This window comes from Chryseobacterium sp. FG46 (assembly GCF_057809135.1).
Genome location: NZ_JBMDJJ010000006.1, coordinates 1 through 16,049, shown reverse-complemented (window position 1 = coordinate 16,049; position 16,049 = coordinate 1). Strand labels below are relative to the sequence as shown.

The 16,049-nt window shown below is 39.4% G+C and carries 8 protein-coding genes; all 8 read right to left on the bottom strand.

The features are described from left to right. Window positions 1–71 precede the first annotated feature (71 nt). The 8 genes from ACODR7_RS06195 to ACODR7_RS06160 all read right to left on the bottom strand — a co-directional run bounded on the left by ACODR7_RS06195 (window position 72) and on the right by ACODR7_RS06160 (window position 15,701). Window positions 72–2,480: an endo-beta-N-acetylglucosaminidase H gene (locus ACODR7_RS06195; RefSeq protein ID WP_488838080.1), complete on the bottom strand. Its 2,409-nt coding sequence runs from the start codon at window positions 2,478–2,480 to the stop codon at window positions 72–74. A gap of 55 nt (window positions 2,481–2,535) precedes the next feature. After that, window positions 2,536–4,686, bottom strand: coding sequence for an endo-beta-N-acetylglucosaminidase H (locus ACODR7_RS06190; protein WP_488838078.1), 2,151 nt, complete (start codon window positions 4,684–4,686; stop codon window positions 2,536–2,538). Between the two features lie 109 nt (window positions 4,687–4,795). Next, window positions 4,796–6,223, bottom strand: coding sequence for a glycoside hydrolase family 125 protein (locus ACODR7_RS06185; RefSeq protein ID WP_488838076.1), 1,428 nt, complete (start codon window positions 6,221–6,223; stop codon window positions 4,796–4,798). Between the two features lie 32 nt (window positions 6,224–6,255). Continuing rightward, complete coding sequence (locus ACODR7_RS06180) at window positions 6,256–8,487, bottom strand: GH92 family glycosyl hydrolase (protein ID WP_488838074.1); 2,232 nt, start codon at window positions 8,485–8,487, stop codon at window positions 6,256–6,258. 128 nt (window positions 8,488–8,615) lie between these two features. After that, window positions 8,616–9,587, bottom strand: a complete 972-nt coding sequence (locus tag ACODR7_RS06175; protein WP_047376309.1) for a glycoside hydrolase family 130 protein — start codon at window positions 9,585–9,587, stop codon at window positions 8,616–8,618. A gap of 31 nt (window positions 9,588–9,618) precedes the next feature. After that, window positions 9,619–10,920: an MFS transporter gene (locus ACODR7_RS06170; protein WP_488838071.1), complete on the bottom strand. Its 1,302-nt coding sequence runs from the start codon at window positions 10,918–10,920 to the stop codon at window positions 9,619–9,621. Between the two features lie 171 nt (window positions 10,921–11,091). Beyond that, on the bottom strand, window positions 11,092–12,717 hold the full coding sequence (locus ACODR7_RS06165; RefSeq protein ID WP_488838069.1) for a SusD/RagB family nutrient-binding outer membrane lipoprotein: 1,626 nt from the start codon (window positions 12,715–12,717) through the stop codon (window positions 11,092–11,094). A 17-nt stretch (window positions 12,718–12,734) separates the two neighbouring features. Next, window positions 12,735–15,701, bottom strand: a complete 2,967-nt coding sequence (locus tag ACODR7_RS06160; protein WP_488838068.1) for a SusC/RagA family TonB-linked outer membrane protein — start codon at window positions 15,699–15,701, stop codon at window positions 12,735–12,737. Window positions 15,702–16,049: the final 348 nt, after the last annotated feature.

Below are 16,049 nucleotides of genomic sequence, written 5' to 3'. Positions count from 1 at the left end.
CCTCCTGTCTGTCTGCTTTGTATTTCAGACTTTATATTATCAATTCCGATAATTATTTCATTATCTGAAACTTATTTTACGATTACTTTACCAGTCGATATCACTTTACTGTTTGCAGATGTAATCTTGTAAATATAAGTACCACTGATTAAATCCTGTGTATTCACTGCATTATTATTTTGATTAATGTTCTGTTTTTTGAACAATTTTCCTGAAACATCATATAATGCCACTTCACTTGCAGAGTTGTCACTGATGGCAAAGTGAATATCATTTCCTCGTTTCACAGGGTTTGGATAGACTGCGCTGTTGTCTTTCACAGATTCAACATCTTTCACTGCAAGATTAGAAGCACAGGCAACGTCTGTTCTCCAGTTCGCATCTGTCATATTGATCAGGGTTGCAAAATGAGTGTTGGCTGTAGCATCCAAAGCTCCCATTCCGATTCCTTCATCCATTTTCCAGTTGGCTTCAAGACCTGTAGAGTTGGCAGGAACATTACAGCTGTTACTCAGGATTTCCTGTGGTGTAAGTGCTTTTTTCCAAACTCTGAATTCATCCAGAAAACCGTTGATTGTACGGGAATTATCATAGTTTCGTCCCAGATAAAGGATTCCGTTTGCCGTAAAGTTACCCGTTACCGCAAAAGTGGCATCGAGGTTCCCATTCACATAAATTTTCATTGCTGCACCATCATAAGTGGCTGCTATATGATACCATGTATTGGTATTGAATGCTGTATTCGTATTCAATTTTACCTGTGATGAACCGAAGCTCAGGATAAACTGAAGTTTGTTATTCGCAAGATTTCCATCTCCGAAACGAAGCATGGCCGAGTTATTATCTCCTACTTCTATACCCATTACTGATGAAATATATGGGAAGCCTGTTTTGAAAGCATTTACTTTTACCCAGCCTTCAAATGTCACAGCATTTCCACTCAGGTTAAATTGTCCTGCATTAAGATAGTGTGTGCTTCCGTTAAAAGAAAGAGACCTTGCACCCGGACTTGTAACCGGAACAAAACCACTGTTGAATACTCCTTCTCCTGAATAGGTACTTGTAGTTCCTCCTGTACATGAAGCCTGTACTTTCCATACATAGTTTGTATTAGGTGACAGGTTTTGTAATGAGTAGGAATTGGTGGTAATATTCGGAATTTCAGACCACGTTGTTGCTGAAGCCGTTTTGTATTGCAGTGTATATGAAGTGGCGTTGCCTGCATCCCATGATAACTGAGCCGTATTACCAAGGAAACTTCCGGAAGTCAATCCTGATGGCGTAGTGCAGCCACTTCCGGAGTTAAACCTTGGTGCAAAAATATAAGTACTTGTTAATGTCGGTGAGCAGTTGGACTGTATTCTCCAGTCGTAATTGGTATTCAGGGTAAGGTTGTTGATGACAATATTATTTCCTGAATAATTGCTGGCTACATTCATCCATACTGTTGAATTGGCAGGTTTGTAATCAATATTGTAAGACTGTGAAGCATTCGAAGCCCAGTTCAGTTGAGCTGAAGTTCCTGTCACGTTGGAAACATCAAGTCCCAATGGCGGATCACAAGCCTGTCCCTGTGACCATGAATACAACTGACCGCTTAAGAGTGTATTTTCATTATAAAGAATATTCGATCCTGTACTCAGGTAACTGGCTACATTGGTTCCTGCCAGATCATACCACATAAACACTCCGTATTGATCATTCTTTGTGCTGGTAGCTAAGTTTGCCAGTGTAGTTGCAGAAGTCGAACTTGGATTCGAGTTTTGGATCCATGTTGCCGCTGCAGAAATTTTAGATTTATCAAGAGGTGGAACAACAGGCGCATTGTAAGTACTGTACATTGCGTTCCAGGTATAATTAATATAATTTCCTGCTAAATCTCCGTTATACGTTTGTCTTGTAGTAGCAGGGCCGTAATAATAGAATGTAATCAGTTTATCAGGCATTGCTGCTTTCAATTCCTGCAAAAGCATGACAAAAGAACTGTTATTAGGCTGTCCTGTTCCGTTGTTTCCATATCCTGCATATTCATCATCAAGGTCTACTCCATCCAAGCCATAAGTATAGACAGTATGAGCAACCTGTAAAGCGAAATCTTTAGCTGCCTCACGATTAGGGAAATTAGAAATTCCTGCTCCCTGGTGATTTCCTAAAAGATCAAGCAATACTTTTATTCCTTTTTGCTGCAAAGGTTTTACATAGGTATTAACATCATTCAGAACTTTGGTAACGTTGTTATTATTTGAGATGTAAGCACGGTTTTTAGAAACATCATAGTTGATATTGGCTGCAAAAATAATAGCAACATCAAAAAGCTGTCTGTTGGTATTCTGCAAAGTATAGGAACCTGCATTCAGCATATTGTTGTTGTTCACTTCCACATAGCAGACTCCCAAAGGATCAAGCTGCTGCGCTTTAAATAACGGGGCCGACTGAAGCATCAGGGCCATTAAGGGAATAAAAAAGGATTTTTTTTTCATTGTATATTTATTTTAATTATAAAATTATTGGGCCGTAGCCCAATAACCCGTTTTGTTATTTTACAATTAATTTTTCTGTATGTTTGAGACTTCCATCCTGAGACTCAAACTGAACAATGTAATTTCCTGCCGGAATTCTGCTCAATTCATATTGATTATCTCCTGAATTCAGGGATTTTGTGTCTACGATTCTTCCATTAAAATCATAAATTGTCAACTTTCCTTTGTTGTATTCATCCGGAACAAACACTGTCAATGGTGAAGATTTGCTTACCGGATTAGGATATAATTTGATTTGATTTTTAAGGTTTGTCTCTCCTGCATTTATCGCTTTTTGCCCTGCGGTTCTTGCTAATGCTGAACTTCCAGTTGTACATGGTATATCTGTTCCCCAATTAGAAGCATCAACACCCGTCAATGTTAAAGTCACTCCATTCCCTGAAGTATCCTGAACAGTAGAGCCACTGCCTTCATTAAACTTCCAATAAGCAGCCAGTGAAGTTGCAGGAACAGATACATTACACATCTTCTGGCTGATTTCCGTCTGGCTTAATGCGCGTTTCCAAACTCTTACCTCATCTATTTTTCCATTGAAATTCCTTGATGTGTTATATAAATATCCTACGTTGAATGCACCTGTTGAGTTCACACTTCCGGTTTGAGCTTTAGTGGCATCCAAAACACCATTGATGTACAATTTCATATTGGCTCCATCATAAGTAGCTGCCACATGATACCAGGTATTGGCATTCAAAGCAGTTGCAGAAGCCAGTTTTTGCTGTACATTATTAATACTTACCACAAACTGGAGTTTATTATTAGCAAGGCTGGCATCTCCTAATCGTAAGAATGCAGAATTGCTGTCGCTTACCTCCGTTCCCATGATAGAGGAAATATATGGAAAAGCAGATTTGAAGGACGAAGGTTTTATCCATCCTTCAAAAGATAAAGCTGAACCGCTTAGATTCATACTTCCGGCGGCTCCTGATTCACTGGTTCCATCCAGAGATAAGGCATAAGAACCTGTAGGTGTTGTTCCTGAGGTGCTGGTAAATCTTGGAGCAAACATATAAGCGCTTTTCACACTGCAGTTGGTTCTGATTCTCCAGTCATATTCGGTATTGGCTGTTAAACCTGAAACTGTTACAGAAGTGGAACTTGTTGCAGATATGGCATTCGTCCATGTTGTTGAAGAAACTGGTTTATAATCAACATCATAAGTATTGGTTCCTACGGCTGACCAGTTCAGTTTTGCACTTGTTCCGGTAAGATTGCTTGTGTACAATCCGATAGGGGCATCACAGTTTGTGCCTTGTGTCCATGATTGTAAAGTACTGCTTAAAACAGTTGACTCTCCATATAATGTCTGAGTTCCTGCTGAAAGCTGTGCCGTTTCATTAGTTCCATGTAAATCATACCACATAAATACTCCGTAACCGCCATTTTTTGTTTGGGTTGCCAGGCTGGTAGTGGTAGAATTGGAAGTATTTCCCATCCATACCGCTGCAGGAGAGATTTGTGCTTTGGTAAGCGGAGGTACATTAGGCGCAGAGAATGTTCCATACATCGCATTCCAGCTGTAGTTAACGTTGTCTCCTACTCTGGCTCCGTTCCAGGAAAGTCTTGAAGCAGCAGGACCATAATAATAGAATGAAATAATTTTATTCGGTAATAATGCTCTTAGCTCCTGAACAAGCATTACGAAAGAGCTGTCATTAGGCTGCCCGGTTCCGTTATTTCCGTATTCAGAGTATTCATCATCAAAATCTATTCCATCAAGACCGTAGGTATTCACTGTATTGGCAAGCTGCAGAGCAAAGTCTTTTGCGGCTTCACGGGTAGGAAAATTACAGATCCCCGCGCCCTGGTGATTCCCCAAAATTGTAAGGACTACTTTCATTCCTTTCTGCTGAAGCGGCTTGATATAAGTATCTGCATTGGTAAGCACTTTCGTGACATTATTATTGGAATACAGATAAGCTCGTCCACGGCTGGTATCATAATTAATATTGGCCGCAAAAATATTCACCACATTAAACAGATAGCTGTTCGATGTCTGCAGTTTGTACGCTCCTGCATTCAGGAGGTTGTTGTTATTCACTTCCACGTAGCATATTCCGGTAGGATTAAGCTGTTGTGCGTTCATCAGAGAACCGGATTGAAGCATCATGGCAATCAGTGCGGTAAAGATGGATTTTTTTTTCATTGTATAATTTTTTTAAGGTGTTTTGGTGTCTGAATTTTATATAGCAATCCCCTGACACCTTCTTTTTTGGGAAGGAATCTCAGATGAAAAAGCCATATAAAAGGATGTGCTATGTCAGTAGCTCCGGGTTTTCGTTAAAGGTTTTCCATAATAATTCTCCAAATAAGGTATTGGCCCATGCAAACCATTCTCTGGTGAACTTTTTGGAGTCGTCTTTATGGAAGGATTCATGCATAAAGCCTGTTCCTCCGTGCGTTTTCTGTAAGGTATCTATACACCATCTGATCTCACTTTTATCTTTGGTAGTGAGTGCCTTCATTATGATACTCATTGGCCAGATCATATCAAGTCCGATATGCGGACCTCCTATTCCCTCTGCCAGCTTACCTTTGAAGAAGAACGGGTTGTTTTCTGACCACACAAATTTTCTTGTATTCAAATATACAGGGTCATCAGCTTTCACCGCATCCAGATAAGGCAGTCCCAGCAAACTTGGACAGTTTGCATCATCCATCAGGTTGTAACTTCCGAAACCATTCACTTCAAAAGCATATATTTTTCCAAATTCAGGATGATTGTAAATTCCGTATTTTTTGATGGCTGTTTCTACCTCATCAGCAAGGCTGTTCAGTTGCTGAGCCAACGTTTTTTCATTTTTAATCTGAGTAACCATTTCCGCAGCCTGGCGTAAGCTTACCACCGCAAATAAGTTGGAAGGGATCAGGAATCCGTAGATGGTAGCATCATCACTTGGACGGAACATAGAGCTGATCAATCCTACAGGTTTCGTTGGATAACCATATCCCCCCATAGGAACTCCGTCTGTTGCCCAAGCCGTTGTACGCTCGAATTTGTAAGGACCCAGATCATTTTTTCTCTGCTGTTCTGTGAAAGTCTGCAGGGTAAGTTTGATTCCTTTCAGCCAGTTCGCATCAAAAGGTTTTGTATCTCCTGTAGTTTTCCAGAAGTGGTAGGCCAGACGGATAGGATAGCAAAGCGAGTCGATTTCCCACTTCCTTTCATGGGTTCCCGGCTTCATATCGGTATGGTCATATTCTTTCCATTTACTGATCTTCTGATCATCGTTATAGAAAGCATTCGCATAAGGATCTTTCAGGATGAAAGTAGTCTGTTTATGGATTACTCCTGAGATCAGCTTATGCAGTTTTTCGTCTTTTTTCGAAAACTGCAGATAAGGGAAAACCTGTGCGGAACTGTCACGAAGCCACATGGCATCAATATCCCCGGTGATCACATAGGTATCAGGTGTTCCTCCGGTTTCCGTATAGTAAACAGTAGTATCCAATGTATTCGGGAAGCAGTTTTCAAAAAGCCAGCTCAGCTCTTTGTTTTTTACTTTCTTTTTAAACGCTGCAATAGCACTTTCTACGGATTCGCTGGTAAAATGTCTTTTATCTTTAGGCACACGGACAACAGGAAAATCGTCCAGCACTAAATTTTTAGCAAAAACATTTTGAGTAAACAGCAATCCGGCTCCCGCCAGTGCACTTGTTTTAATAAAATTTCTCCTTTCCATTGATACTTTTATTTCGTTTATTTTTATGAGTCTTATTTTACAGGCTTACTTCCCATAACGAATCTCAGTTCACCACCGTTCATAATATCGCTATGGTTCAGCTCCCAGCTTTTGTATTCTTTTCCGTTCAGGAACATTTTCTGTACATAGATATTCTTGTCGGATATCTTGTCAGCAATCACGGTAAAAGTTTTTCCATTTTCTAATTTTAATGACGCTTTCGGGAATTGTGGTGCTCCGATGGCATATACAGGTTTCCCAGGTGTCACAGGATAGAATCCTAATGATGAGAAAATATACCATGCTGACATCTGGCCGCAGTCTTCATTGTTAACGATTCCATCAGGTTTTGCCGCATACATATTATCTCGGATGTATTTTACCAATTTCTGAGTCTTGTAAGGACTTCCTGCATAGTTGTACAGGTATGGAACATGATGACCAGGCTCATCCCCGAATCCTAAAGATCCGATGAATCCTGAAATATCTACGTGCTGCTCTCCTTGCATATGAAGCGCTTCTGTAAAGGTTTTATCCAGTTTTTCTTCAAATCCTTTTTTACCTCCGTACAGATTCATCATTTCGTCAATCTGGTGAGGAACAAAGAAATCATAAGCCCAGATGTTTCCGGAAACCCAGTGTGGCTGGAGTTTTTTCCAATCATTAAGGGTAAAATCTGCTAAGAATTTTCCATCTTTTTGTCTTGGCCAGAAGTGGTTATTTTCTTTATTGAAGGTATTCAGGAAGTTCATAGAACGTTTTTTATACACTTCCGATTCTTCTTTTTTACCTAATTTTTCAGCAAGCTGCTGAATACACCAGTCATCGTATGAATATTCCAGTGTTGCCGAAACAGAAGCTCCGTTTTCTGATGGAGTGTAGCCTAATTTGATATAATCATTAAGACCGCCGCCACCATCACTGCTGCTCATTTTATCTGTTAAAGAAGCATCTTTCATTGCGGCAAAAGCTTTTTCTGCATCTATACCGGGAACTCCTTTGGAAATGGCATCCCAGATTACCGAAGCACTGTGATAGCCCAACATACAGAAGTTATCATATCCGCAAAGCTCCCAGATCGGCATATGATCTTTACGATCTGTATATCTGCTGATCAGAGAATTGGCAAATTCTTTTGTATGTTTCTGATCCATAATGGTCAGTAATGGATGCGTTGCTCTGAATCCGTCCCAGTAAGAATAGGTACTGTAGTTGGTGAACCATTTGGTATTCATGTTTTCCTGAGCGGCAACATAGTCTCCATTCACGTCCATGTAAAGGTTTGGAGCAATAAAGGTATGGTAAACTCCCGTATAGAAAATTTTTCTCTGGCTGTCGGTTCCTCCTGTCACCTGAAATCTGCCGATCAGATCTCTCCATGTCTTTTGTGCCGTTTCTTTAGCCTTGGCAAAGTCAACATTTGTTGCTTCCGTATCAAAATTTTCCTGTGCATTTTCTGTACTCACCGGAGATAAAGAAACTTTTACTTCAATACTTTCCTGATCTTCTGTTGAGAATCTTACAAATGCTTTAGCATCTTTGGCAAGGGCAATTTTTTCATCATTTTTGATTTTTCCGTCAGCATACACGCCGTAAGACTTAAACGGTTTGGAAAACTCCATCACGAAGTAAGCAAACCGTTTACCTCCCCAGCCATTGCTGTAGCAATACCCTTTGATTATATTATTGCCTTCCACACTTACTAAAGTATGGTAAATATTTCCGAAGATCTTATTAGTAGGATCAATAATGATATTGGCTTCACTGCTTTTCGGGAAAGTATATTTATGAAATCCGACTCTTGGGGAAGCGGTAAGTTCAGCTTTAATTCCGTAGCTGTCCAGCATAACAGAATAGTATCCCGGAGACGCAATTTCTTTATCATGGGTAAATTTTGAACGGTAGCCTGTTTCCGGCTTGTCTTCAGATCCCGGAACCATTTTTACCTGTCCTACGGTTGGCATTACCAGAATATCGCCAAGGTCTGCCCAACCTGTTCCACTCAAATGGTTATGACTGAATCCCATGATCGTTTTGCTGCTGTAGTGATATCCGGAACACCAGTCCCAATCACCGCTTTTCGTATTCTGATCCGGACTTAGCTGTATCATCCCGAATGGAGTGGTTGCTCCCGGAAACGTATGCCCATGTCCTCCTGTGCCTATAAATGGATCTACCCAGGATAAAACATCATTTTTATTTTGCTGGGCATGGGCTACAGAAATCAGGGTTGTAAAAAAGCAGATGAGCAGTTCTTTTTTCATGATAAGAGAGATATCGGAGATTTTTTTATTTAAAAGTTGGTTTAAAAATAGGAAAACCATTATAAAATTCCCAGAAAAAGGGAAAATTAAGATGATTAACCTATTTTCCTAAACTTTATATTACTGTATTAAATTGAATTCTTTTTCATAAAATCAATAATTTCTGAGATGTATCCAAAGGCAATCGCAACCACGGTATCGGCAGCACCGTAATATACTGTTACTTTGTCCCCTTCAGTCAAGGCTGCACAAGGGAAAACCACATTGGGTACATCTCCTGTCAGTTCATACAATTCAGCCGGAGCCAACAGATAAGGTTTCGTTCTGTACAATACTTTTGTAGGATCTTCAAGATCAAGCAAAGCTGCTCCCATTGAATACCTGAATCCTCTGCAGGTATTGATCACTCCATGATAGAAAAGCAGCCATCCTTCTTCTGTTTTGATAGGAACAGGCCCACCTCCGATCTTTGTACACTGCCATGCACTGTCTTCAAAAGGCGTTACTTTCATCACGCAGCGGTGTTCTCCCCAGTATTTCATATCAGGACTGTAACTGATATAAATATCACCGAAAGGCGTATGTCCGTTATCACTCGGACGGCTCAACATGGCATATTTACCATTGATTTTTTCAGGGAACAACACTCCGTTTCTGTTGAATGGAAGAAAGGCATTTTCACACTGAAAAAATTCTTTAAAATCAAAAGTATACCCGATTCCGATGGTAGGACCATTGTATCCGTTGCACCACGTAATCCAGTAACGATCTTCTATAAAAGTAACGCGTGGATCGTATTTGTAATCGGATTCAATCATGTCTGTATTTCCTGCCTGCATTTCAATAGGGTCATGATTGATGTCCCAATTGATTCCGTCTTTACTGAAACCAGCAAAAATATTCATCTGTACTGCCTTGTTATCGCAACGGAACACTCCGGCAAATCCGTCCTCAAAAGGAATCACGGCACTGTTGAATATACTGTTGGATGTTGGTATCGCGTATCTGTTAATGATCGGGTTTTCGGAAAACCTCCACATGATATCATTGCAACCTTCCGGGCGATCCTGCCAGGGGATCATTACTGATTGAGCTGTCATAAAGTATTTTTTACTTTTTTATTTTTAATTATTATGAATTGATTTGTTGTTCTTTCTGATTTTCCGGATGAGGAAAAGGAACAAATAAAGTGACCAAAAATGCAGGAATGGTAGCAATCAGCACCCAGATAAAGAACATTTTGTATCCGATCCAGTCACTGATCGTTCCACTGATCATTCCGGGAATCATTACGCCAAGATTCATAATTCCTGTTGCAAATGCGTAATGAGCCGTTTTATGTTTTCCGGGAGCAATCTGCTGCATCATGTAGAGCATAAGCCCCACAAAACCAAAACCATATCCGAAATACTCCACGACCACAGCAATTCCTACCGGAAGAAGATCTGACGGCTGGTAATGTGCAAGTAGTGCATACACCACAAACGGAATATTGAATGCACAGCATAACCATATCAGAGATCTTTTCAATCCGCGGGCTGAGATAAAATATCCTGCCAGTACGGATCCTAAGATAAATGCTGCCGAACCGTATGTTCCGTAAATAAGTCCGATATCTGAAGTAGATAACCCTAATCCTCCCGACGTTCTTGGAGCTTTAAAAAATAAAGGCGCAATTTTGATGGCAAATCCTTCTGCAAAACGATATAGTATAATGAAGAGGATACACCACAGAATTTTCTTTTTGGTGAAGAAAGAAGTAATCACTTCCAGTAGTTCCTGACGAACGTTTCCAGCCGTTTTTTCTTCTTTATTTTCTTCCTTGTTTTCTTTCGGCAGAATGAAATAGTGATAAACTCCCAATACAAAAAACAATAATGCATAAATCACCATAATGATTATCCAGGCATGGGTTACGCCTTTTGTTTTTTCTAAAATACCTGCAAAATAAACGAGAGCACCACTGCTGATAATCTTCGCCAGATTGTAAAAAGCACCCTGCCAGCCAATATATTTTGCCTGTTCCTTATTGGTCAAAAAGCCAATATAGGTCCCGTCTGCTACTACATCATGGGTAGCCCCACAAAATGCTACTACCGCAAAAAGGGCAATACTGTATTTAAAAAAATCATGTAAAGGCAGACTTAATGCAATGAGAGCAAACAGAATTCCTATCGCAAACTCAGTAAAAACAACAAAGAATTTTTTGGTTTTATAAATTTCCAGAAACGGGCTCCAGAGAGGCTTCAGGGTCCAGGAGAAAAGGATAAGAGCTGTCCAGAACGTGATCTGCGAATCCGACACACCCATATCTTTATACATGATTCCCGAAACCGCATTAATGGTTACAAAGGGAACACCCATTGCAAAATATAATGTGGAAATCCAGAGAATTGGCTGGATCCTACGGGTCCCGGAGTTGTTTTTTCCCATATTTAAAATAAGATTCTAAATAAAAGAGAACATCTCAAAAATACATTCAGGCTAAAAAAACGAAACTATAAATTTTTTGGAGATTCTACTCTATTCTCCCGCCTTAATGAATGCATCAAATAAAATCTGATGTTGAGATGTCTCTTTACTAATGAGTGATTCTGAATATTTTTATTTCTTATCCCACCAAAGCTTTGTTCCTCCGGTATCAGGACCGTTCAGCATTTGAGCAGCTTGCTGGTAATTATATAATGATGTTTTGGTATCAATAGTAAAAGGAATTCTCCTTATCATTGCTTCTGTACTGATGGCTCCGCCACTGTCATTCTTTCTTACCTTGAAAAGAACCGGATATCCTGTTCTTCTCTGTTCAGCCCATGCTTCCGGTCCGTTTGGATAAAGGGATAGCCATTTTTGGGTAATAATTCTTTCTAATTTTCTTTCGTTGGTATCACCGTTATTCCATGCAATGGTAATGGTACTTAACTGAGGGTTTCCAACAAGTACGTTATTGTCTGCATTTTTCGGATCAACATAAGGAGCTTCTGTAGAAGTTGTGTCGGCAAGATATGTTGCAACGCTTGCACTTTTCCCCCATTCTCCGAAAGACTGCTGAACTCCGGTTGTATAATTGGTTTGAATATCTCCTGCTCCTGCATATCCTCTCAAAGCAGCTTCAGCTCTAAGGAACCACGTTTCTGCGGCGGTGAATAATTTCATTTTACCGTCGGTCCCGGAAAAATAATCTCCGTTGGCAGATTTTGCCTGTGGCTGTGAGAACCCTCCGTACGTTGATTTACCATTTAATAAATCAATTCCCTGGCGGATTCCTATATATTTTCCCTGTAAGCTTGGATCAGATGCAGGAATAGCATAGGCAGGAAGTCTTGGGTCATTGTATCCGTTCATATATGCCATCAAAGGAGCTCCAATTAAACAGTCTCCCCATGAGTAAATGATAAAACTCAATTCTGACTGTCCTACGCTGATCAATGCATTGTCCGCATTATCCGTAATCAATCCTGCTGTTGAAGCTAGTGCCTCTTCTGCATATTGTTTAGATTTCGCAGGATCAGCATAGCTCATTCTCATCGCTAACCTCAGCTTTAGTGAGTTGGCAAATTTTGCCCATTGCGCCATATTTCCGCCGTATACTAAATCTGCTTTTTTCAATGCCGATTTATCTTCTACGTTCTGTGTCGCTGGCATGGCAATTACTTTTTGCAAATCGTTAATAGCTGCGCTAAGATCAGCAATAAAATAATTGTAAGCTTCCTGTTGAGAATCAAAATCAGTTACTCCATTTGGGTTCGGCTTTTCATATTTGCTGTAGACTACAGGGCCATGACTGTCTGAAACTCTTGCAGCTGTAATAACTTTCAGGATTTTTTTCACAGCAAATGTTCCTGTAAAATCTACTCCTTTATAGATTTCCTTAGCCGTATTATCAATAATAAGAGAGTAATTGAAAATATCCTGTTGTCTGGCAATGATTCTGTTATTCCATCCATCCATCATTGAATAGGTTAGATTATTTACCCCTCCGTTAAATGGTGTTGCTGTACTGAACATTCCACTGTACATATCTGCACTAAGGTTAGGGTACAGCTGATAATCTGACTGTAATCCTCTCTGCATGGATTTCATGGGATCTACAACAGCTATAAAATCTGCGTAAAAATTTTCAGGACCTCCCGCTTTTTCCTGGTTATACTGTTCAAAGTCATTAGTACATCCTGAAGCGGAAAACAATAGTACAGCTCCGAATGCCAATATTTTAATATGATTGATTTTCATTTTCTTAATTGTAAAAGTTAGAAGTTAGCTTTTAATGATAATCCAATAGATCGGGTAACCGGTAATCCGAATGAATCTACCCCAACTCCACCAGGTGTATTCCCTGATACCTGCTCAGGATCAAACGGTGCTTTTTTGTAGAAGAAAAATAAGTTGGTTCCTACTAAGCTTACCGTTGCATTTCTCATATATTTAGATTGAATATCAAAAGTATATGAAACAGATGCCTGACGTAAACGTATTGTTGTTGCACTATATAGATAAGCTTCATCAATACCTTTTCCAAATCCTTCTGTTGTTCCTACTGCTTTATAATAATCTTTTGCATTGGTTAAACCAGTGTAAGTCTGTCCCGCATTTGGTGTTCCCGGTGCATATACTGCATTTGGAATAGATACTCCGCCTGCATCTCTTGCATCAGCTGTAGACTGACTTACCCCATAGATATCATTGGCTTTTTCTGTAAGAGAAAGTACCTTCCCTCCAAATTTACCATCAATAAGGAAAGATATTCCCAGCTTACCAATGTTAAAGGAGTTATTGAATCCCATAATAAACTTAGGATTCGGATTGCCAAGATAAGAAGGAGTACCTTCTGCTAATGGGATGCCTTTTTCATTCACTAAAATACGTCCCTGATCGTCTCTTTTAAACTTAATTCCGTAAAGATCACCGAAAGATCCTCCCAATTTCAGTTTTGTGTATTCCCCTCCTCCTGTTAATGAGAAAACTTGGTTTTCTGATATAGGTAAACTTGGTGGAAACAATTCAACAATTTTGTTTTTGTTGGCAGAAGCATTTAATGTAGTTGTCCATCCAAATTTTTCTGAACTGAAGACCTTATAGGACAATGAAGATTCAAAACCTGTATTTCGGATTTTCCCTGCATTAATATAATATGATCCAGGAGCTATTCCTCCGAAATAAGAATCGATTTTTGTCTCTAACAATTGATTGCTCGTATTGGAGTTGTAGTAAGTAATATCAAAGCTTAATTTGTTACTAAACATCCTTAACTCTGTTCCAACTTCAAAAGTTTTATTAAATTCAGGTTTCGGAAACAGGTCTTTATACTTAGGGTCAGTAATGAATGAACTCTTTGGAAACACAAGTGTTCCGGCATCTACCCCAAAGGTATATCCTTTATTGTATTCAATCATTGCATTGGAAATATTGGTAGGCAACCCTAATCCTACAGTTGCATAAGATCCTCTTACTTTCCAGAAACTAATGGCTTCCGGCAGTTTGAAAACAGAGGATAATACAGCATTTGCTCCTACAGATTCATAGTCAAATCCTGTTCTTCCAGTTAAGGCCAAACTGGAATCCCAGTCATTTCTAAAAGTCATGTCCACATAAAACATATTTTTATACCCTACTGTAGCACTTGCAAATACAGATTGCACCTGCTTCTTCATATTGGTATAGATATTATGATATCCATCACCAGGGGATCTTTTTTTCCCCCATTCAAGATTACTCACAGTGAAAAGGTTAGGGTTTGTCAGATAAGCATTATCAATTTGTCCTATTTTATTTCTTGTTGTATTGATACTTCCTCCTAACGTAAAATCTAAAGAGAAAGATTCACTTATTTTAGGACTACCTATAAGCAACACGTCCCCGTATGTAGAAGAGTTTTCATATGTATTTTTAAGAATTCTTCCATTGATTCCTTCATTAACAGCCAGTAAAGTAGGTGCTGAAAAAGCAGCAATATCACGCTGACTGTCTGAAATATTCCAGCTATAATTACCTCTCACTCTTGCCGTTAACCAGGGATTGATCTGGTAAGACAGTGAAAGCGCCCCATAGGTATTTTTATTGCTTACAGTAACAGGATTACGGTTTAAAATCCAGTAAGGATTCTGTGTTGGTGGGTTTCCTTTAAAACTTCCATCCGGATTAACCTCCCACCAGTTTTGGGCAGGCAAAAATCTTTCTTTATTTAAATAAGTGTAATTATCAGGACCATACTGATCAAAATCCACTCCTCTTGGCAGCCAATACAAACTTGTCAAAGGAGAAAAAGATGCTCCCGGAGTCTGTCTGTTTTTACTTTCCTGTAATGAACCTATGAAGTTGGCATCCAATGTTAATTTATCGTCCAGAAACTTACTTGAATTCCTGAAAGAAACATTATACTGATCAAAATACGACATGGGAACCACTCCCTTGTTGGTGGTATTTCCGATAGAGAAATAGCTTGTTGATCTTTCGTTTCCTGACTGGAAAGAAAGGCTGTTTACCCACGTCGTTCCGGTTTGCAGAAACTCTTTAAGATAATCCTTGGAAGCTCCTTTTGCTCCCCAGCTTTCTATTGACTGTCCCGGCTGTGATCCCGATACGGAAGGGTCATAGGAAAGATAGCTATGCTGCAGCTTTGGAAGGCTATATGCTCTGTCTACAGTAAGGCTGGAACTGTAAGTAATTGAACTTTTCCCTGCACGTCCTTTTTTAGTCGTAATCAGAATAGCCCCGTTACCTCCGGCTGAACCGTACAATGCAGAAGCAGAAGCTCCTTTCAGGAAGTTGATGCTCTCAATATCATCAGGGTTGATGGAGCTCAGTACATCTCCCGGATCCGGCATATTGGAATACTGTCCGATATCTGCAGACTTCCCTGTTCCGTTAATAATAGGAATACCATCAATTACATACAGTGGCTGTGCACTGTTGACAGACTTATCTCCTCTCATGACCACCCTTACGGAGCTACCTACACCATTGGTTCTGTTGATCTGTACGTTGGAAACTTTTCCATTGATCGAATTTAATAGATTGGGAGTTTTCACTTCTGTAAGCTCATCCCCGCCAATCTGCTGACTGGAATAGGTTAAAGAGCGGGCCTGCCTTTTAATCCCCAAAGAGGTGACTACGACCTCCTCAATACTGGTTGTCTTCGTAGTGTCGGCCGCTTTTTTCTCCTGTGCATTCGCAGTAAGTGAAAAAACGAACAGAACGGGTATAACTGCTTTTCTCATAAGGTATAGATTCGTTAGATTTAATTGAGAATCAGTGACATTACTTTATTTTTTAATACAAAAAAAATTATTGTTTTTTCAGCAAAATTTTGCCGTTTATGTATTAAAAAATTTAAAGTTTTGTTAAGATTTAATTCACATTCACAAATCTAAATTTTGTAGTCAGTCTGATATAATACTATTTTATCATAAAACGATATTATTTTTTCAGCAATCAAAATTAAAAGCTATTAATGATTTAAATATCAGCAAAATACAACACTTCCCTAACAATTAAAAAAGGGGATTTATTCCAGTCATGGTCGGAAGAAATTTCCGACCATTTTTTATGTTTTAAAGACTTTTGCA

Coding starts and splice junctions, on each gene's coding strand:
- ACODR7_RS06180 (WP_488838074.1), bottom strand. CDS start 8,487: ATGAAAAAAGAACTGCTCATCTGCTTTTTTACAACCCTGATTTCTGTA.
- ACODR7_RS06165 (WP_488838069.1), bottom strand. CDS start 12,717: ATGAAAATCAATCATATTAAAATATTGGCATTCGGAGCTGTACTATTG.
- ACODR7_RS06190 (WP_488838078.1), bottom strand. CDS start 4,686: ATGAAAAAAAAATCCATCTTTACCGCACTGATTGCCATGATGCTTCAA.
- ACODR7_RS06170 (WP_488838071.1), bottom strand. CDS start 10,920: ATGGGAAAAAACAACTCCGGGACCCGTAGGATCCAGCCAATTCTCTGG.
- ACODR7_RS06160 (WP_488838068.1), bottom strand. CDS start 15,701: ATGAGAAAAGCAGTTATACCCGTTCTGTTCGTTTTTTCACTTACTGCG.
- ACODR7_RS06195 (WP_488838080.1), bottom strand. CDS start 2,480: ATGAAAAAAAAATCCTTTTTTATTCCCTTAATGGCCCTGATGCTTCAG.
- ACODR7_RS06185 (WP_488838076.1), bottom strand. CDS start 6,223: ATGGAAAGGAGAAATTTTATTAAAACAAGTGCACTGGCGGGAGCCGGA.
- ACODR7_RS06175 (WP_047376309.1), bottom strand. CDS start 9,587: ATGACAGCTCAATCAGTAATGATCCCCTGGCAGGATCGCCCGGAAGGT.